Annotated in this window: 12 protein-coding genes; 1 reads left to right on the forward strand and 11 read right to left on the reverse strand. The window is 39.4% G+C overall.

Features of this window, described 5'->3' with window-relative positions; all coding sequences use genetic code 11:
- The 7 genes from EHW67_RS06405 to EHW67_RS06435 all read right to left on the reverse strand — a co-directional run bounded on the left by EHW67_RS06405 (position 1) and on the right by EHW67_RS06435 (position 8623).
- Entirely contained in the window at positions 1–966 is a 966-nt protein-coding gene (locus EHW67_RS06405) for a DUF4340 domain-containing protein (RefSeq protein WP_126161524.1), read from the reverse strand.
- Positions 967–987: 21 nt separating this feature from the next.
- Positions 988–2493, reverse strand: coding sequence for a GldG family protein (locus EHW67_RS06410; RefSeq protein ID WP_126161525.1), 1506 nt, complete (start codon positions 2491–2493; stop codon positions 988–990).
- Between the two features lie 15 nt (positions 2494–2508).
- Positions 2509–3231 carry an ABC transporter permease subunit gene (locus EHW67_RS06415; RefSeq protein ID WP_126161526.1) on the reverse strand — a complete coding sequence of 241 codons (723 nt, stop codon included), beginning with the start codon at positions 3229–3231 and terminating at the stop codon, positions 2509–2511.
- Between the two features lie 2 nt (positions 3232–3233).
- Entirely contained in the window at positions 3234–4163 is a 930-nt protein-coding gene (locus EHW67_RS06420; RefSeq protein WP_126161527.1) for an ATP-binding cassette domain-containing protein, read from the reverse strand.
- 93 nt (positions 4164–4256) lie between these two features.
- Complete coding sequence (locus EHW67_RS06425; protein ID WP_126161528.1) at positions 4257–4685, reverse strand: hypothetical protein; 429 nt, start codon at positions 4683–4685, stop codon at positions 4257–4259.
- Between the two features lie 754 nt (positions 4686–5439).
- Entirely contained in the window at positions 5440–7473 is a 2034-nt protein-coding gene (ppk1, locus tag EHW67_RS06430; RefSeq protein ID WP_126161529.1) for a polyphosphate kinase 1, read from the reverse strand.
- Between the two features lie 256 nt (positions 7474–7729).
- Positions 7730–8623: a DUF6268 family outer membrane beta-barrel protein gene (locus EHW67_RS06435; RefSeq protein ID WP_126161530.1), complete on the reverse strand. Its 894-nt coding sequence runs from the start codon at positions 8621–8623 to the stop codon at positions 7730–7732.
- Positions 8624–10067: 1444 nt separating this feature from the next.
- Here EHW67_RS06435 and EHW67_RS06440 point away from each other — a divergent pair.
- Positions 10068–12239 carry a kelch repeat-containing protein gene (locus EHW67_RS06440; RefSeq protein WP_158285087.1) on the forward strand — a complete coding sequence of 724 codons (2172 nt, stop codon included), beginning with the start codon at positions 10068–10070 and terminating at the stop codon, positions 12237–12239.
- 46 nt (positions 12240–12285) lie between these two features.
- Here the strand turns inward: EHW67_RS06440 and EHW67_RS06445 are convergent, their stop codons facing one another.
- The 4 genes from EHW67_RS06445 to EHW67_RS06460 all read right to left on the reverse strand — a co-directional run bounded on the left by EHW67_RS06445 (position 12286) and on the right by EHW67_RS06460 (position 21431).
- On the reverse strand, positions 12286–14613 hold the full coding sequence (locus EHW67_RS06445; RefSeq protein WP_126161532.1) for a GH92 family glycosyl hydrolase: 2328 nt from the start codon (positions 14611–14613) through the stop codon (positions 12286–12288).
- A 226-nt stretch (positions 14614–14839) separates the two neighbouring features.
- On the reverse strand, positions 14840–16732 hold the full coding sequence (locus EHW67_RS06450) for a GxGYxYP domain-containing protein (RefSeq protein WP_202911914.1): 1893 nt from the start codon (positions 16730–16732) through the stop codon (positions 14840–14842).
- Positions 16733–16763: 31 nt separating this feature from the next.
- Positions 16764–18413 carry a RagB/SusD family nutrient uptake outer membrane protein gene (locus tag EHW67_RS06455; RefSeq protein ID WP_126161534.1) on the reverse strand — a complete coding sequence of 550 codons (1650 nt, stop codon included), beginning with the start codon at positions 18411–18413 and terminating at the stop codon, positions 16764–16766.
- Between the two features lie 12 nt (positions 18414–18425).
- Positions 18426–21431 carry a SusC/RagA family TonB-linked outer membrane protein gene (locus tag EHW67_RS06460; protein ID WP_202911915.1) on the reverse strand — a complete coding sequence of 1002 codons (3006 nt, stop codon included), beginning with the start codon at positions 21429–21431 and terminating at the stop codon, positions 18426–18428.
- Positions 21432–21435 lie beyond the last annotated feature (4 nt).

Consider the following 21435-nt stretch of genomic DNA (forward strand, 5'->3'; position numbering starts at 1 on the left):
TTATTCATCTTTATTAGATTGAAAATACTCCCTGTCCACAAACAAGCGTTTAAACAGTCCTACGGAATCGCTTTCCACAAAAACCTCTGGGTGTTGGGAAGAGTTCAGGACAAATTTGTTTTCCTCAGCCTTGGCATAGGCCCTCACTACCACCTCATCCATATCTTGCCCCCTAATAGTGAGGGTATAAAGGGGTTTATCTTTTGGGCTAAAACCATCAACAAACTGGGAACTGTTCTGCCTAGCCAGCGAATTGAGATATTGTGACACTTTTGGCGCATCAGATTTGGTGCCGGCAATGGACCAAAGAGAATCTACTTTCCTAAGTACAAAGGCCTCCCCATCTGCGGCATTAAATTCCAATTCCTTGAGCTTTTCCTTGTCTAGCTTGAGAAATTCCGAATTCCTCCAACTGTTGAACGGGCGATTAAACGTATTGGGCAGTCCGTTTTCCAAGGCAAAGGTTTCGGGCTCATCATTTAGCCGTAAATAGGTAGGCCCGGTTGCAGCTCCCCTACCATATGCTGGGCCTGCAACTTGGCCATAGGATGTTTTTCCAAAATACAACGCAGTTGTAGTTCTCCCGTCTTCCTCCTCAATGAGCACTTTTCTCGCCAAGGAATCCCCAAGTTCATAATTGGGCCACTTATCCTTGGTTTTGGCCACCAGACGCTGGGCCTCAACATCCAACAATTGTCCCAATGCCGTTCGCAATTTGGATGGGTCTGCCTTGGACACGATCTGGCCCTGGGCCACCTCCCAATGGCCAGAAGACCTACTTAGTACAATGGGTTCTTCCTTTTCTTTGGCAGGAGGGTAGATGGTGATTTTCCCTATCTTGGAGGAATCCAATTTCACAATTTGGGGATCAAAGCTGGTACTGCTGTTCTTTTTAAAGTAATTGGTAGACAGATATAGTACAACCAATAAGACCAGTACGGCCATCAAAATAGTATTCTTCTTCATGGTTTATTGTTTAGGGTGTTGCTATCCTTCGTAATTTTCTTCCATCCTACGGCTACGCTTATTCTTATTTAATTGCATGCGTACCATACCGTATACCAACACCAAAACAATGGGCAATAAAAAATTGGCATATTTCAATGTGGTTTTGGTACCCTCTTCCAAATTGGCAATGGGTCTATAGTGTATTCCCTTGGTTCTAAGGTCTATTAAACCTGTATCATCGCTCAACCAATCAATGGCGTTTACCATAAGGTTTACATTGTCTCCCTGTACGGGTTGTTGCCCTCCACCGATTGGAAAATCCCCATCGGCCACCACAAAAATTCGGGAACGGTTGCCATTGTCATGCGTTTGCTCCAAAACACCGGCAATAACCTGATGTGGAGATGTAAAATCACTTTCTGTCCATTCTTTCTGAATATCAAAAAATTGTGGTGCAGGTTTACTGGCCGATGCCTCTGAGGAAAAAGCCAAGGGGGTAAAGGTGGTAAGTGAATCCTTGGCCGTAAACTTTAGTGAACTGGCAAATTGCATCACAACGGCTTCCAGACCTTTAGTTGCCGGGTGGTCTGTAAACTTATTGATGATAGGTGCATAGGGAAAAGCCACATTGGACGTGAAATTAAAGAACCCTTGCCGCTGTTGTACGGCTATGGTGGCACATTGGGCATCGATAACAAAATCTTCACGGATTTCCAATCCCTTTTCGCCCAGCCATTTTTCTACGCCTGTACCCAGAACACTACCGTAAGAGCTGTTAAGGTCACCGGTTACCCGGTTTAGGGCCACAAATAAATTGCCGCCCTTTTCCAAAAAAGCATCCAATTGTTCAAGGGTAGCATCCTTAATGGTATCGGTAGGACGCACTAGTGCCAAGGTCTTTATGCCTTGAGGAACGGCTAGGCTATCGTTCATCTGTATAGCTCTAAAATTGTACAATACATCCAGGGCCGATTTCACCTGTGATAACTCCGCAATGGAGGGTTGCCCGTTACCTTGCATAAGACCTACCTCCGGTTTATGGGAAACCGCTATCTTTTTTATGGAGGAGGAAAGTAGGTATTCCAAGGGTGCGCCCGGCTGTACAATAGGGATAACCTCCTGGCGATCTTCGTGTTGCAGAACAGCCCCTAAAAAAGCCTTTTGCTGTTTCATCTGATCTTTCTCACGAACGTTGATCATCACAGGATTGATTCCTGCTTCCATGGCTTCCCGCTCCAGCTCCTCGCTTTCATTGGGGTTGGTAAAGGTATAGACCAGGTTGTCATTGGAATGCCTGGCATATTCTATTAAATATTCTTCAAAATCGTTTTTGGTCTTTGCTATATGGGGTGGAAGGTTTTCGGAGAAATAGGCTTTTACCGTAATGGGATCTTCCAGGGATGCCATAATATTTTCGGTAGCACTGCTTAAAGTATACTGCTTATCCTCGGTAAGGTCCAGCCTAAAGAAGTATTGCTTCGATACCAAATTGGCAAATACCAAAATTCCGATAATCAAGAGAATGGTAATGTTCGTTTTTTTCATTGTCTTTACAAGCGTTTAAGAAATATGTCTTTTGGATAGGGACCATTCCCCAAGGTATAGCCCCAATACCGTTATGGATAGGAAATAAACCAGGTCTTTGGAGTCAATGACCCCTCTGGAAATGGACTCAAAATGGGATTGTAGGTCCAAGGTGTCAAAGAAGTACCCCATATTGCCGGTCAAGTTTTGGGCCAGGACCCCAAAAATGATCTGGAAAAACAGCCCAATAAATAGGGCAGTCATAAATGCTACGATCTGGTTGGTAGTGATACTACTGGCAAAAATGCCTATGGCCGTATAGGCAATACTTAATAAAAAGAGCCCTAAATATCCACAAAGGGTTCCGCCGTTGTCCAGATTTCCTATACTGGCAACGGTAAGCACATAGGGCAGGGTAGCCAGGAGGGCTATGCAAACCAAAAGTACAGACCCTAAAAACTTGCCCAAAATAAGTTGGCGGTCCGATACCGATTTGGTCAGCAGCAGCTCCAATGTACCGGTCTTGCGTTCTTCGGCCAACATCTTCATGGTAATGGCGGGTATAAAGAAGAAAAGGCTCCAAGAAGCAATATTAAAAAACACCCTAAGATTGGCTTGTCCCACCATAAATATATCGTTGCCGTACAGCCATGTAAAAAAGCCACTGAACCCCAAAAAAAGGCCTAAAATAATGTAGGCGATAAGCGAATCGAAAAAAGTTGCCAGTTCCCGTTTTGCAATCGTAAGAATTGTATACATATCTAATTTAGCGTTAAGTTTCTAAAAATGTCCTCTAGTTTGGTCTCTAAGGGGGTAAGCTGTGTAAGCACCCATTTTTTCTCTACACAGAGGTCAAAGATTTTCCGCCTAGAGGAGGTATCGGCCATGCTCTGTACTTCAAAGAGGTTTTCTTCCTGGCCTATAATCGCTGCCGTAGCTACCGTATCCAGGGCATTCAAGGATTCCAAAATGTTCCCTGTATCCCCATCCTCTATTTGCAACTTTAGCACTTCATTGCCCTGGGCCTGTTTCCTAAGGGTTTCCGGGGTTCCGTCTGCTACAATATTGCCCCTATTGATGATAAGTATCCGGTCACAGGTTGCCTCTACCTCCGGAAGGATATGGGTACTTAGGATCACTGTCTTTTCCTTTCCCAGGTCCCGAATAAGCTTTCTAATTTCTATGATCTGATTGGGGTCCAGGCCTGTGGTAGGCTCGTCCAAAACTAATATTTCCGGATCGTGGATCATGGCTTGGGCCAATCCTACCCGCTGTCGGTATCCTTTGGACAGTTCGCCTATTTTTTTGTGCTTTTCCCTATCCAGCCCACAAACCCCGATCATTTCCCTGATCCTGCTGTTGATCTTGGCCTTCTCTACTCCCTGGAGGGAAGCACAAAACTCCAGATAGTCCATTATGGGCATATCCAAATACAGTGGGTTATTCTCGGGCAGGTAACCAATATGCTGCTTAAAGTCACCGTTGGTATCCGTTACACTTTTGCCACCAATCCTGATATCGCCTTTTTCTATACCTATAAAACCGGTAATCATTTTCATGGTAGTGGATTTCCCCGCCCCATTGGGCCCTAAAAATCCTAGTACCTCCCCGGTCTTCACATCAAAACTGATGTTGTTTACCGCCGTTTGAGGACCATAGGTCTTGGTCAGTTTTTCAATTTGTACATCCATATACGATACATCACTATTTAGGTTGATTAAACAATAAATTAAAGGGCAATGCTGCCATGGGACTCCTAAAGCAACAAGCCTTGACAAAGGTTGTTAAGACGGATATGATGTGGCTACCCCATGGTACTTTGCAGCAGATTCCGCGTACTTTAAAGTAGCCCCCGTTGTATAGCTCTCTACAAGGTGAATTTTTAGGGATCCATTTAAAAAACGAGCGGACTTTATATGCCGGTACTGTTTGTGCGGAAGCCTAATTTGAAAATCTATATCCTTTGTTGGGCCATCCAATACCTTGCTACCGTTGGCATAGCCAAACAGCGCTGGGGGTTGTTTAATTTTTAGGTTTAGCTGTCCGTCACGCACCCTTAGGGTGTGGTTGTTCTTTTTTAGAAAATTGGCGGATAGAAGTATATGAACCCCGGACTGGTCCAAATTCATTTGAAATTTTTTAAATCTAAGCGGGGGAAGGGATTGTAGTCTTTGTCGGTTGTTTTTTTTCTTGCTTGTCTTTAATGTTTCCATAACTATTTTTTTAAATTATACTTTGACTTTAAAAGTATTCGTCTAAAGAAACAGAACGAAAAATGATTGTTAATACACTAAAAGAACCTCCCGGATAGCACGTATTGGGCATACCCAGGGGCTAGCTATAAATTTAAGGGCCATTAAACCCTCATCTGTAAAACTTGAATTCGAAATCTGTATTTCCCAAAAAATTAGGGAGAAGGTATAGGTACCACCACCCTAGGGCGGTAGGTTTTAAAAAATGCCCACTTTTTTTCCTATTTGGCAAAAGTCTGCCTGAACTATTTTCAATTGACCAAACAGAAAACACGGGCCTAAAATTGTCTTCTAGCTTAATAAATTGCATGGTATTGCTATTTCAAATTTTGAATAAAAATAGCATTTCAAAGAGAATACCAAAAGTTAAAAAATGTAAAAATGACAGTGTAATACTGACATTTTTGCGAATTATAGCGTAATACAAACCCATTAAGTTGTTTATTCATAAAGAATTAAGGTGGTAGTTGGTAATATTGGTCTTATACATTAAAACTACCCTAAATACTAAGAACTGAAATCGACTAAATGAGATTTAGCGTATCCCGATGAGAATAGACATATGATCAGCCAAGGCAATTCACAACCAATAAAAAGGGGGTTTTGGTATTAAGAAAGCTGTAAACCCTCCCCATCTTTCCAATTGTCCTATACGGCTGCACAAGACAGGCTGTTCATAAAATTAAATAGAAGGGTTGCAAAGACCTTAGAAACCTCATAAGCGCTCCAAGTACCTATAAATTTCATATTGTGAGCGTACCTCATCTTCCCCCGTGGGACGGTTTACATAGTGGTTGGAAGTTTTGCTGCCGATAATTCTGGCCTTTACATTATCCTTAAACTGAATGGTGAGAATATCCTTTAATTGATTAAAAACCCCAACATCCAAGATTGGGGTAATGACCTCTATTCGCCTATCAAGGTTACGGGTCATCCAATCTGCACTTCCCATATACAATTCTTCCTTCCCATTATTGTGAAAAAGAAACACCCTGGCATGCTCCAAAAAACGGTCCACAATACTAATTACTTCTATGTTCTGGCTCTGCCCTGCTACCCCTGGCACCAAACAACAGAAGCCACGCACCAGGAGTTTAATCTTAACCCCGGCATTGCTTGCCCTATAAAGCCAATTAATTATTTCCCTATCCTCCAAACTGTTCATTTTGGCCGTGATCATCGCCGGTTTATTGGTCTGGGCATGTATTATTTCGCGCTGTATGAAGTTTATAAAGCTACTCCTGGTATTGAAGGGTGAAATGAGCAGACAGTTTAATTTGGGTCTCAACATTTCCCTCTTAAGGACCCTAAAGACCTGTACCAGGTCTGCGGTTATGCCTTTGTTTGCCGTAAACAGTCCGTGATCGCAATATATTTTGGCCGTTTTGGAATTAAAATTTCCGGTACCTATATAGGCATATCCTACCTTCTTGCCGTTTTCCAAACGTTCTATATGCAAGATCTTGGAGTGAACTTTTACATTGGGAAAACTGTAAAAGACCTCAGCGCCCTTCTCCTCAAACTTCCTGCCCCATCTTATGTTGTTGGCCTCATCGAACCTGGCCTTGGCTTCCACAAATATGGTCACCTGCTTGCCATTTTCCAGGGCCTTGAGCAAGGCCGATGTTAATCGTGATTTCTTCGCAATGCGATAAAGGGATATATGGATGGCGGTTACCTGTGGATCCATGGCAACTTGGAACAACCAATCTTCAATATACCGAAAATCCTGATACGGAAAATGCAACAATCTGTCCTTTTTGGCAATGAGGTCAAAAAAAATGTTGGCCTCCTCAAAGGGCTGGCTCTTTAATGGTGGAAAGGGCGCAAAGTTCAATTGGGCCTTACCTATCTCTTCTGGTAGCGAAAAAAAATCGCTGAAATTGTGACGCCTTCCACCTTCAAACATGTCTATCTTGCCCAATCCCATCCGCCTGCGCAATTTTGATCGAACCGCTTTTGGCATCCCTTGCTCGTATAACAACCTGGTGGGTTGCCCCAATTGCCGTTGGGAAAGCGAACTGTATATCTGTTCTATCCAATCCCCTTGGTATTCGTCATCCAAATACAGTTCAGCATCCTTGGAGACCTTAATATTGTGCAGGGAAGAAACCTGAAGCTGCTTAAAAATGGCCGTGGCGTTAAGCTTAATAAGGTCCTCCAAATAGGTATAAACCTTTGTTCCCTCTGTTGCCAGGACCTCAACAAATCTGCCCAATTGGGTGGTAGGCACATTTACTACGGCCATTTTATCGGCTATTTTATCATAGGCTACTATATACAGTTCACCCTCCTTGAGCGAATTTGCCGATAGGTCACTACCCTCTATAAGGGTTAATTTGGAAGCTACTTTTTGCTCAAAAAACTCTTGAAGATCCAATCTTTGTTTTTCGCTATAATCGGCATGGCTCAGAAGGTAAATCTTATGCTGTTTTAATTCCGGGAGTATTTCCGTTCTAAAGATTTCCCCAAACCGCTGTTGTTGTTGGTCTATCTGGAACAGCAAGGTTTTAAGAAGCTTATTGGGCTTCAGCCCCAAGGGCTTCCGAATATTCTTTTTTACTTTTTTTATTTGACGGAGTTTTGAAATCCGCACCTTAAAAAACTCGTCCAGATTGCTAGAAAATATCGCCAAAAAGCGCAACCGTTCCAACAATGGGTTTCTATGATCTGCTGCTTCCTGTAGCACCCTTTCGTTAAAACGTAGCCAGTCCAATTCCCTGTCCCGGTACGAAAAATCTTCTGCCATAACGCCTCTTACCATAGGGCCAAAATACCAATACTTCCGGAATTACATTGACCCATTTAATAGATGGAATGTAACTTTAAAAAGAAAAATTGCAAAAACTTAAAAATTGTGCACGTATTTGCAAACATAGATTAAAACATACTAGGAGATAAAAAGTTACTTGGTTCCTTTCCTATAGAAAAAAAGGGTTCAACTTAAGAAAGCTGAACCCGTTGAAATATTGTTTATACAAAAAAATGGTTACTGCTAATGGAGCTTAATACGGGCTTTTTAATTTCACCTTTTTTCCAAGTTTATAGCTCATTCCAACATTGAAATACCAACCGTTGGCCATGTTAAAATCATAAATCTCCTCGTTGTCATAGTCCTGCACTTCCATATTGTTGTAAAGGGTATACCCGCCCTTTGCATAAAGCTGAAAATTGCGCCAAAAATTGAAGTTATACTCCAGTCCGCTAACCACAGTGGTTTGTCGTAGGGTTCCCATATAATCTTCCTTATATATGTCTATTTCATCATTAATATTGCCACTAAAGCCGTCCAAGGCAGCAAAAGCCTCAAAATTACTGTTTTGGTTCCAGGTCCATTTTACACGGCTATCCGGTACACCTAGTTTATAAGCCCATGAATCATTGATTCGTTTGGTATATGAAACGGTAGGTATGGGAAAGTAAAATCCGTACTGGGCATCATTAATGACTCCGAAACTCCACATGGACATATTATCTTCATTTAATTTATCCAAAATTACTGCCCCGTTAAAGAACAAGTCTTTTTCACCATAGTCCATTTCATCAAAATTTGAGGAAATCTGGGATTGAGCCATAAGCGTTATTCCCCAGTTATTTGCAAGTAGACGGTTATACTCCAACTTTAGTGCAAAGGTATGAAAGCCCTCAATCTGATAGGTTTCAAACGGCACATCAATATCCACATAATTTAAGTTGGTGCTTTGGTAGGAGGCTCCAACACTAAAACTCTCTTTATCATTACTTTTAATAACGGGAATGTCTATACCTAATGTGGTCCTAGAAACATCGCTCACTTCTGTATTCGGAAGGAATTCACTATTAAAATATATTGTATTAGCTTCTTGGGCATAAATGGCACCGCCCCATGTTAACATAAAAACAAACGCAATTTTTTTCATATACAATTCTTCAATTATCAAATATTTGCACTACAGGTCTATCCCATACCGGCTAACAAATATGTTTACAAAAATGGCTGTTCCCAAACCAAATAGATTATCAATGAATTATGCTATATGAAAAAAGGATTTTAAGCTATGAACCCCCATTTGTTAACATCTTGAAAATTGAAAATAAAGGCATAAATGTATCAAGTGGCCGCATATGAAGGGTAGATAAACATTATTAAAACTTAAGGATTTGCCAATATCACATGAAAAAGGCGTGGCCTAGGATGTTATCAGCGAATAGTTGGGTCAATAAAATTTAGGTTTTCTATGGCATCTGGAAAAAGGACTGGATAGGGAATATCATTTCGTTTGCCTTTAAGGCTAGCGGAATGCTGCTTTGCCTCTTGGCTGTCTGGGCCGTAGGCATGATATACATCTTAGGTTGGTGCCCTTAGCCAATCCCCATCCTGTTTAAAAGGAAGGCCAAATACCTGGTATGCCCATCACAATACCTTGCCAGGACATTAAATACCATCCTTTAGAAGAGCTCTTCGGGATTTTTATAGGGTAATCTTAGTTCCCGCATGATTTGTAATGACTATAGGTAGCTAACTAAATGTACTAAATGTTTGTTCCAATAGTATGAAACCGCGTATAGAGATAGACCATTATTAACCTCTCAATTATTATGTTGTCCCCTTTGTTGTCCCCTCTGAAAACAAAAATTCCGTAACAACTTGTTTTTTTAAGTCGCTAGGGATTACATCAGTGGTCCTAGGGTGTGTTCCACAAAAAAAGTCCCAGCTATCGCCAGGACTATTTGTTATCACTTAGTGGTCCCACCTTGCTTACCGCCGATGGCGGCATAAACTTCTCGCCACAACTGCATATTAAAATTAAACAAGTAATTTAATTCTGAATACTCGCCAAAATGGAAAATTTCTTAAATTAACTTAATGGATTTTTACACCTTTTAGAATAAAGTAAGATGAAATAAAAAAGAAAACAGAGATCATAAGAAAATTGGTCGATATCTAAAAAACACTAACTTTAGCATTTAAATCGTCAAAAATTAATTGCTCTGCTTAGAGTCCTATTATTATTACTTCTAATTATATGCTTTCCTATAAAAGGGACTAGCCAAGGGCTATTATTCAATTCAAATGACAGTTTAATCGCCCAAAGAACTGAGTACAATGTATTCGCAAATATTCAACCTAGTTTCAACAAATCTTTTGAGATAAATTTTGACCTCTCCATATTGGACAGTGATAGTTTTGGATATATACTTGTTATAAGTGACAAAAATCATTCAACCTCTTATTCACTTACCTACCTAAACAATTCAGATGAATCATTTCAACTGAGTTTCAATTTAGATGGGGTAAAAAACCTTTTAAAAATACCATTGGCTGAGAGTTCCCTTGGAAATAAAAAATGGATACACATATCCATGAAGTTTGATCCATTTTCAAAAAAAATATCCTTAACTGCGGACCATAAAACCTTTGATACTTCTAGATATGAATTTAAAACTAATCTTACCCCGGAGTTGTTTTTTGGAAAACACGGTAGTATAATAGATGTACCTTCGATGGCCATTAAAAACCTTATCATTAAAGAAGGCTCAAATAAATTTCAGTTTAACTTTCATGAGAGTGAAGGGAATACCGTTTATGACGCCAATGGGAAAGGATATGGCACCGTACAACACCCTAATTGGCTCATAAATGATTCCTATCATTGGAAACATAGATTCAAGACAAGTTCCAAATTAATTACCTCCTTAGCCTTTGATGAACTCAATCAAAGATTTATTTATATTAATTCCGACACTATTGGTTATTATGAATTCGGAAAGGATCTAACCAAAAAACGCCCATTAAAAAACAGATTTCCTGTTCCTATGAATCTAGGCACAAGCTTTTTGAATTCGGAAACAAACGAATTGATTGTCTACGAAGTAAACGACCTTCCCAATGATAGTCCTACAATTGCCAGTGTTAGTTTGGAAAATCTAAAAACTGAAATACTAAGCCAGGACCAACTGGCACAACAGAGGCACCACCATAATCTAATTTGGGATAATAAAAACAACCGATTTATTATATTCGGCGGTTTTGGAAACCAAAGACTAAACAATACTTTTAATGCATTCGATCTTTCTTCTAAAACATGGGATACGTTAACTCTAACAGGCGATACAATTTCTCCTCGATTTTTCTCTGGAATGGTTCAGACCGATCCTGAGGAAGTTCTATTATTTGGTGGGGTAGGAAATGAGTCTGGAGACCAAAGTATAGGGAAAAAATATTATTATGATTGTTACCGTATAAATTTTGAGAAAGGATACATCAAAAAATTATGGGAAATAAATAGAAACCAGAACTTGGCATCAGTGAGAAATATGGTGCTATCAGCCGACTCTACATCTTTCTACACTTTAAATTATTCAGAATACATACCGGACACCTATCTACAAATGGCTCGTTATGACATTAAACATGGCAAGTTCGAAATTCTTGGAGACTCCGTGCCCATTCTTTCCGAGAGGATAAAGACCAATGCCAATCTCTATTTTAATCATTCGACCAACGAGTTTTTTTGTACTGTTCAAGAATTTGATATTGACGGTTCAAATACCATCAATATATTCTCATTAAACAATCCTCCGGTTTCCAAAAAAATGATTGCCAAATACACCTCAGAAAAGACCCCTGCTTCAAATGTATGGGCTTACATCTTGTTGGGTATTTTCCTTATTCTACTTATCTCTTGGTATCTAATAAAAAAATGGAACAACAATAAAAAGGAAAAAGAAAAACAAATAAAGTCAATCATTGCTGTAGATCAATCCTCCCATTATACCGGCATTGACAAAAATTCCATTTCACTATTTGGTCCGTTTACAGTATTTGATCCTAAAGGAAAAGACATTACTCATTTGTTTAGCAATAAAATACGTCAGCTATTTGTGCTGATCCTAATACACAGTTGGAAAAAAGTTCCATTGGGAATAATTTCTGAAGAAATCAACAACATTTTATGGCCAGACAAGGAGCCTAAGAAAGTTAAAAATACTAAAAATGTAGCCATAAACCAGTTGAGAAAGACACTTATGGACATGAAAGATTTGGAGGTGGTTTACAACCAAGGATTGTTTTCTATATCATACGGCAAGGAGTTTCAGTGCGACTATTTTGATTTTATTATAAACTTAAATTCCTTGAATCAAAATGTAGGTAATAGTGCAGCCATAGAAAGGCTTATTTACATATCCAAAAAGGGAACATTTCTAAAGTCCTTTAACCATCCTTACTTTGACCAAATAAAAACCGACTTTGAACATGAAATCATAAAGATTATCCCTGATCAAATAAAACATTTTCATAGGGAGAATGAATATTCCAAAGTGGTTCAATTAGCAGATATACTTAGTAATATAGAGCAATTGAATGAATTCTCGTTTTATTATAAAATTCATTCTTACATTAAATTGGGGCTTACCGATAGGGCAAAAAAATACTACAATAAATTTGTCATCGAGTACAAAAAGGTACTCGATGACGATTTCCCCTATACCTTTAACGAAGTTTCCGAGAACATCCCTAGTGATTTAAAATAAAGACATATACATTCAACATTCCCAATGGAATACTTAGTCAAAATTCCTATTTTCCATTTAAGTTGTCTTTGGATAGGGAATAGGGTTTTGAACTCTCTTCCCTTCCCCTTTTCAGATTAGGTTCCGATTTCATAATTAGATCAAATTTACTGCCATTCATAATATCTTCATAGGTGATATAAGTTTTGTTGTACATTTTTTTATTCCTCTGAATAGCATCAATATATATGTTTTCCTCAGAGTTCTCCTGGGCATTTATTTCAAAGATGGCCCCATTTCTCATATGCATTTTTACATTTTGAAACAATGGACTTCCAAAGGCGTATTGCCCGGTACCCGGAGTTACGGGATAAAACCCTGCCGCTGAGAACACATACCAGGCAGAAGTCTGCCCGTTGTCCTCATCCCCACAAAGACCATCAGGTGCTGAAGAATACAATTTATCCATAACATTGCGCACATGCTTTTGTGTTTTCCAAGGTTGTCCTAACCAATTATACAAATAAATGGCATGTTGTATAGGCTGATTTCCATGTGCGTATTGTCCCATATCTGCCACCAACATTTCTGTTATTTCGTGAATTTGTTGGCCGTAATACGACTCATTAAATGTTGGGGGAGTGGTAAATACGCTATCCAAGCGCGAACGCATTTTCTCTTCCCCTCCAAATTCATGGGCTAGGCCCAATGGATCGTGAAACACACACCAAGTCCAATGCCAAGCAGCACCTTCTGTAAAAGCATCGCCCCATTTATCCGGCGTATAGCTAGAAGCCCATGACCCATCTTTATTTCTGCCCCGCATAAATCCAATTTCCGGATCAAAAACATTCTTATAATTTAAAGAACGTTCCCTGAACAACGCTATCTCCTTCTTTGGTTTTTTTAAAGCTTCTCCTAATTTTGCAATGCTCCAATCGGCAAAAGCATATTCCAGTGTTCTGGCGGCATTTTCATTTACACCAACATCATATGGTACATAACCCAACTCATTATAAAATTCAGCACCAAACCTACCTACCGAACTTAATGGGCCTTTACTTCTAGAATTCTTTACAACCGCCTCATACAACGTTTCTATATCATAACCCCTAATCCCCCTTAGATAAGCGTCAGCTATATTTATGGCCGAATTGGATCCTATCATACAATCCCTATGTCCTGGACTGGCCCATTCCGGTAACCATCCGCTTTCATTGTATGCATTTACCAAACCGTTCATAACATTACTCAAATAATCCGGGTACATAATGGTGAAGAACGGAAATACTGCCCTAAAAGTGTCCCAAAAACCATTATCGGTAAACATATAACCAGGCAATACCTTTCCGTTATACGGGCTATAATGCACTATTTCTTTATCGGCATTATATTCATAAAATTTTCTTGGAAACAATAGCACTCGATATAGTGCCGTATAAAAAGTCCTATATTGCTCCAAGGTGCCCCCGGAGACCTCCATTCTACCAAGCTCCTTGTTCCAGGCAGCTGCGGCCTTAGCCTTTGTTTGGTCAAAAGAATCTTGCCCTATTTCGCGATCTAAATTTATTTGTGCCTGTTCTGGACTAATAAATGAAGATGCCACTTTGGCAATTAACGTCTCACCATCTTTGGTCTTAAACGTAATGGCTGCACCCACATGGTAACCCTCCGCTTTTTGCTCTTTGGACACTCTTGGTGAACTGTCTTTTCCTTCTTCTATTTCCCATGTAATCACCTCTTCGAAATCCTTATCAAAAACAATAACAAAATAATTATGAAAATTATCAGGGACTCCTCCACTATTGTTTCTACAGTAACCAATTATTTTTCGTTCACTTGGAATGACCTTTACCATAGACCCTTTAAAAAATCCATCAACCAAAATGTGGGACCTTTCGGATTCTGGGAAAGTAAACCTGAATTGTGCTCCCCGGGTGGTAGGCGTAATTTCGGTAGTAACGTCATAATCGGCTAAATAAGCTCGATAATAATGTGGTTGGCTAATTTCCGCCTTATGTGAATACCATGATGCCCTATCGTCCTCATTAATCTTCAAATCCCCAGTCTCTGGGAAAAGTGAAAATGCCGCATAATCATTGATCCAAGGACTAGGCTGATGGGTCTGTTTAAAGCCTCTTATTTTAAGTGCATCATAGGTATACCCCCAACCGTCTCCCATTTTTCCAGTCTGAGGAGTCCAAAAATTCATTCCCCATGGGGTAGCGATTGCAGGATAGGTATTACCATTGGATAGGGCGAACTCGGAATCCGAACCTACTAGAGGATTTACATACTCGACATAAGATATTAAGGTATCTTTTATTTTGGGTTGGGCAATGGCGGTAAATGAACTTATTATCACTAACGATAAAATCAATTTTCTTAACTTCATAATTTTCTGTTTTTAATATCCTTTGTTGATGCGTCCGAGTCAAAATATATTCTACTGTGATACTTAAAAAAGGGCAAAGAATAGACCATTCTTTGCCCCTCAACTTAACTAACTATTAACTCAACTCTATTACTTTATTGCTTCTCACATACTAAGGGATTCTACCCCATTAAAGAATGGCATAATGAAGAAATATAGAATCCTTCTTGCATATCAGATAACAGTTTTAAAATACTTCCTTTAACCATTTAGTGGTTTGTTCAGGCCTGTAATGCATTCTTATACGCCAAATTAATTCCTCCACGTTAACGACCTTAAAGTTTTCGTCTAGCTTATCCGCATTGAGTTTTGCTGCTCCTGCTCCCACTATATTACTCCCGGAATTCTCGCTTAATTCATCGAGGGAATCCCCGATGTCCGTAAACTTGCTCCAGGCGTGAACTGACACTAGGCTAAATGGGTTATCCGACATTTCAGAATTTAATTTATTGGCTATATATGTAGGAGTTCCTTCTCGCTCATTGTTGTGGTCTCCAAAATTCCATAAGGAATATTTAACGGTAACTACAGGAATATCATACCCCTTACTATTTTTCACCCAAATAATATCACCCTCTCCCCCGGCATATGGAGAATATTGTACGGCTATAATACCTTCCAATTGATCGTTGGCATCCACATAGGCCTGGTAGGCCTCCTTCGACTGTGTAGACCGTACGTCTTTTGCAATCAAAGCCAGTACTTTAACCCGATGTTGACGCATATGGGAAGCCGTAGCTTCCGATATGTATTTAAGATTCTCTAACCTATTTGCCGATTCACCAAGGTTGTCGGCATATGTGTAACCGCCCCCAAAAGTTTGCACCAATGATGTTTTTGATGCTTGCCCTTCAAAAAGAGACTGCATCATGGCAGGTGCCATCATGGAAAGATTATCTACCGGCAGACCAAACGACATTTTCATATCACTTGCCTCAGGATGGGTATAATAATCAGACCCATCAAATCCATTCATCATCCATTGAATGTTGTCGCCATCAGACAGATAATAGGAAACATACTTCTTACCTTCCTCCTCAAAATCTATAAATTGTGGATTCAATACCTTAGCCATTCCAGCTTGACGTTCTTTATATAAAATCGATGTTAAACTCGTATTGTACGACCAGTCTGAGGGGACCATGATATTACCACTTTGGGATACCTTGTCTACAAACTGATCCTCTCCCACTCCTTGCTCCCAACCATACACGGGTGAATTTGGCTCCAGCCAATTCAATACTTCTTCGAATAGTGCCACATTCTGACCTGCGGACGGATTATTGAATTCTTTATTTAAGTTGATTACGAACAAATTGTTTTTTATGGCAAATTCCCGTAATTCTCCTGTTTGTACAGGCATAACGACCAATGCTTTGTTGTTGCATTTATCCTTGAATTCATTCCATGCATCTTGGGTTGTTTTAGTGGTGGCGTCATAGGTCATTTCATAACCTGCTTCTTCATAATATTCCTTGTCCCTTACATCCACTATGATGGAATTGTGGACATGGGAAGCTATAGAGGCTACAATATTGCTTTCAGGGTTGTTTTCCACATCGGTTAGAACATATCCGTCGAATAAATCCTTCAATTGCAATGCTACTCCATTATCCGGACCATAATCATTACGAGCCAATTCAAGACCACTTTGCATGCCTTGCTCTTTGATTCCCATATTTTCCAAGGCCTGTTTGGATACTTTATAGGATTCCTTTCCACTGTGGTCATGTAACCATACCCCCACTTCACTTTTTCCTTGCTCTACAGCCCTATTGGTCAAACCTGCCAAGGATTGACATAATAAATGGTATTGCAAACCCCTTATTTTTTCCGTCTGTCCCAGTTCATTTCTACTTCCAACAGGGATTACTTCTACGCAATTCCAATATTTTTTGGGTTTAACGCGCATTTCTGGATGCCAGTATTGTCCCTCATCCTTAAATGGGTCATATTGCTCCAGATAAAGGCTAGCCTCTTCCTCTTCATTCTGATAGTCCATGGGGTTAGGTGATTCATAATTATCGCAACCTGTGAATGATAAGGTTGACATGAATAAGAATATCAATATATTGTTCATTGTATTTTTCATTTTTTATGTCTTATATCAATTAGTATCCTGTATTTTGAGTAAGTCCATCTACTTTATTAATCTCATCTTGTGGAATAGGACGCAGAAGGTGCATATTACCAATATTGTTATATTTAGTAACGAAAAGATTGTATTCTTTAGCCCTATCTATCAATTTACCGGTACGTTTTAAATCGAACCAACGATCATGCTCTCCTAGTAATTCCCTAGCTCGTTCATCCAATATAAAATCCAGATCTACAGTTGATACTTCCATGTTGTCCCTTTCCGAAGGTGTTACAGCAGCCCGTCTTCTTAAAGTATTTATCCGGTTAAGGGCCATATCAAAATTTCCTGCTCCCAAATTAGCTTCGGAGCTTAATAAATAAGTGTCCGACAACCTAAAGATTACATCTTCCCTGGAACCCGGGCCACCCCATTCAATTTGAGTATCCTTAAACTTTTTTATGATCGGCATCCTATCCAAAGCTGTAGTAAGAATCGGTAATGCTGTGGACTGAGGGTACCATTTGTAATCACCTTCTTCTTTGAAAGCATAATAGTTTATAGCGTCATTAGTGTTCCCGGAATCATCATTCCAGCGAGGGAAGTAGATACCTAATTTGCCAAAATCATCACTATTTGGATTATTCACGTAAAACTCCCTTTGAAAAGTGGCATCATAACGGGAATCAACATAAGGGTTCTCAAATAATTCATGTACCCTTGGGTTTATCCAATAGCCACGACTCATTGCGCTATAATCGGACTGGACTCGGTCAAATAAATCCGGCTCAAGTGCTACAATATTAAATCCAAATAGCGATTGTTGTGGGTTACCTCCACCAATATAATTTCTATCATTCCCATATTGTATGGCCCATATCACCTCGGAATTGTTCTGATTGTTTTCGTCATAGACACTTGTATAGGAATCCAACAACTCATAAGGAGATTCTGGATCATCAATAATTCGATCCAATTGCTCGGCAGCCAGTTCAAAATCCAAGGGATTGGCAAAAGGCTTATAGGCACGGGTCAAATAAACTTTCCCCAATAACTGAATAGCCGCAGCTTTTCCAAGCCTTCCAGGTTCCTCTACATCCCAAGAAAGCAAATCTACCACTTCAGAAAGCTCATTCACCATAAAACTATATACTTCGGCTTCGGAAGTCCTTTCCACCTCTGTAATTACAGTGGTCTGCTCAGTGGTATATAGAGGCACCGGTCCAAAGGTCTCCACCAAATAATAATAGGCCAGTGTCCTTAAAATCCTGCCTTGTCCCGTTATTTCATTAAATTCCTCCAAGGTCATTCCCTCAGTACCCAAACTGGTTCGGGAAAGTAAAATATTAGCCTCCTGAACAATCTTAAATAAATTGTTCCAATATGGCCCAACTACTCCTGCAGTAGAGTTAAAGGAGGGATCGTATCCATTGAACATTCTTTCATTGGGACTTTCCGTAATGGCCATGTAAAGATCAGTGCCGTAATATTGAAGTTCGCCTGTATTGAATACAGAACGATATTTGGAATACATATCTACCAAAAGTTTTTCCTGGCCAGATTTGGTGTTGTAGAAATCATCTGTTATGGCCGAAGGATTGTCAATATCCAAATTATCGGAACAATTGACCAAGAAAAATACCGATACTGTGAGAAAAACGAGTTGACTTATATTTTTTATCATATCTGAATTCGATTAAAAGTTTAGGTTAACACCAAGAGTAAAAGTCATTGGAAACAATGAAAGCTGGGTATTTAAATCTTCTCCTATTATTTCGGGATCGGAGCCAATGTAGTCCGAAAAGGTAAAAGGGTTTTGTACAGATCCGTAAATCCTAGAATTGTTAAGCCCTAAAAATTTATTCATTTTATCATTTAAGGAATATCCCAAGGTTATGTTCTGAATCTTTACAAATGTTCCTGAAACCTGACCTAATACTTGTGTGTTGTATGATTGGGCTCCCACTTCTTGATAGTCGTTACTTTGATTATCAGGGGTCCAATAATTAACATCGGCCTTGTTCCAATGCTCGTTATCCCAGGCGGTGAAGGTATAGGCAAAACTATCATTATACAGACCTCCGATCCGTGCGTACATATCAAACGATAAATCAATATTCTTATAAGAAAACGTATTTACCATACCGGCCATCCAATCTGGGTTGGGTGATCCTACGATTTGATAGTCTTGTTGGTCCAAGTTATAATCACCATTTACGTCTTCTACCTTAATATGCCCAACGCTCTGACCATATAAGGCGGCCTCTTCCGCCTCAGCTTCCTGCCATATTCCGATTTGTTTTAAGTCGTATATTACATTTATAGGTTGGCCTATAAACCATCGGTTGCCCAAATCATTCTTTTTGTCCCCGTAAAGATCCTTTATTTTATTCCTATTCAAGGAAAATGAAAATTTACTTTTCCAATAAAAATCCTGATTAGAAATATTAACTGTATTCAGTCCTATCTCTAGTCCTTTATTAGTAGTGGTCCCAATATTTTCATAAATAGAATTAAACCCGTTTACTGAACCAACGGCCTTGTTAAAAATTAAATCATTGGTAGTGCGGCTATAGACATCGATGCTTCCGGAAATTCGGTTATTAAAAAATCCAAAATCCAAACCTATATTATGTTCAGATGTCATTTCCCATTTCAGATCGTCATTGCCTTTAGCCCCACCAAGTCCAAATCCGTTAGTACCGCTATCTCCGAAGGTATATCGAGAGAGATCTAATTTGGTCCAAGTTATATCATGTCCAATGTTATTGTTGCCGCTCCTTCCATAACTGATACGCAGTTTTAAAGAATTTATGGCGTCAAAATCCTTCAAAAACCTCTCATTTTTGATTTGCCATCCAAATGCCAGAGAAGGCATAAAGCCCCACTGATTTCCTTCTTTAAGACGCGAGGTTCCATCATAGCGCCCAGTAAAGGTCAAAATATACTTATCCCACATAGAGTAATTGGCTCGAAGCATATATGAATTAAGTGCTGATTCCCAGTAATAACTACTCACATCACGAATCTCATCGGCAGTTTGAATAGCGTGCCAATCAGAGTCATAAGGTAATCCATCACCTCTCATTGCAGATCCTTGGTGAGTATCTTTTTGAATACTGAACAAGCCAATAACATCCAAACGATGATCGTTATAAAATTCCTTTTTGTAGGTAAGAATGTTATCCCAAACTAAATTCCTATTTCTAGCTTCTCTGCGATAGGCCTCACTTTCATTGACACCACTTTTTTGCTGGGTAAAAGTCCCAATCCATTCCCCAAAAAGATCCGTATCAAACTGGTAAGCTAACTGGGATTTTAAGGAAAGACCTTTCATCGGCTTAATTTCCACGAATCCGGAAAAATTGGCAAAAAAAGCCTCCGTTTCCCGGATGTTATTCTCATTCTGAATAAAAGGATTTATTTTACTGGATGTGGGTTGGACTATGAAGGCATATTCACCATTCTCATCGTACGGACTAACAATTGGGGGAAGAAAGTAGGCATTTATTAAGGTCTCCGCCGCCCCATGGTTGGTATTATTATTCGAAATATAAGAAGTTAATCCTGTCGTAATTTTATCTGAAAACCGGTGTTCCAATCCAATATTTGCTGTAATTCGATCAAAGCCTTCTTTTCCTACCATTCCTTCATCCTTTATATATCCTAAACCAAACGAATAGGAAGAATTCTCATTTCCGCCACTTGAATAAATACTATGGTTTGTAACTAAACTATTATCAGAAACCTCACGCAGCCAATCATAATATTCGCCATTTCGTATACGTCTTTTTTCGTCTTCAGTTAAAAAGTCTGACCTAGATAAAGAAGCATCTCCATATTTCTTTTTCCACAAAGCAACCCTATAATCCACATATTCCAATCCGTTGCCTTTATTTCCCAACATATCTGGGATACGCGTAGGGGTTTTTATCCCGACCGAACCACTATACTCTATTGATAATCCTTTCTTTTTATTAGCTCCTTTGGTAGTGACAATTACGACCCCATTGGCCCCTCGAGAACCATAAATAGCCGTTGAGGAGGCATCCTTTAATACATCAATTGATTGAATATCGTTGGGGCTTAAGTATTTAAGACCAGAATATGAAGGTATTCCATCTACCACATATAAAGGTTCATTGGAAGAATTGATAGAGTTCATCCCCCTTATTTGAATGCTCATATCGGCACCTGGCCTATTGGAGGACTTGGTAACCAAAACACCACTTACTTTACCATTCAAAGTCTCTGTAACATTGGTATTGTTTACTCTCACCAAATCACTTGAAGATATAGTTTCTATAGAACCTGTTAGATCCTTTTTTTCTACAGAACCATATCCTATAACCACTACATTTTCCAATACCTCTTCATCATTTTGCATAACAATGGACAAGTAAGTCTCTTCTGTGATGACCCTCTTTTGGGTGACCATCCCAATAAAAGAAATTGAAAGTACATTTCCCTTCGGAACGCTAATACTGAATTTGCCATCAAAATCCGTCACTACCCCTTTTCGAATGTTCTCAATAACAACATTTGCACCTGGAATGGGAAATCCCTCTTGGTCCTCCACCAATCCAGTTACTTGAACCTCGGTATTCTGATTTTGTGACCGGAGTTGTCCTGTGAACAGCAATAAAATTGTTACCGTCACCACCAACATCAATTGTGTTGTGTAATTCTTATTTTTTTTCATAATT

Source organism: Arenibacter aquaticus (genome assembly GCF_003957295.1).
Lineage (GTDB): Bacteria > Bacteroidota > Bacteroidia > Flavobacteriales > Flavobacteriaceae > Arenibacter > Arenibacter aquaticus.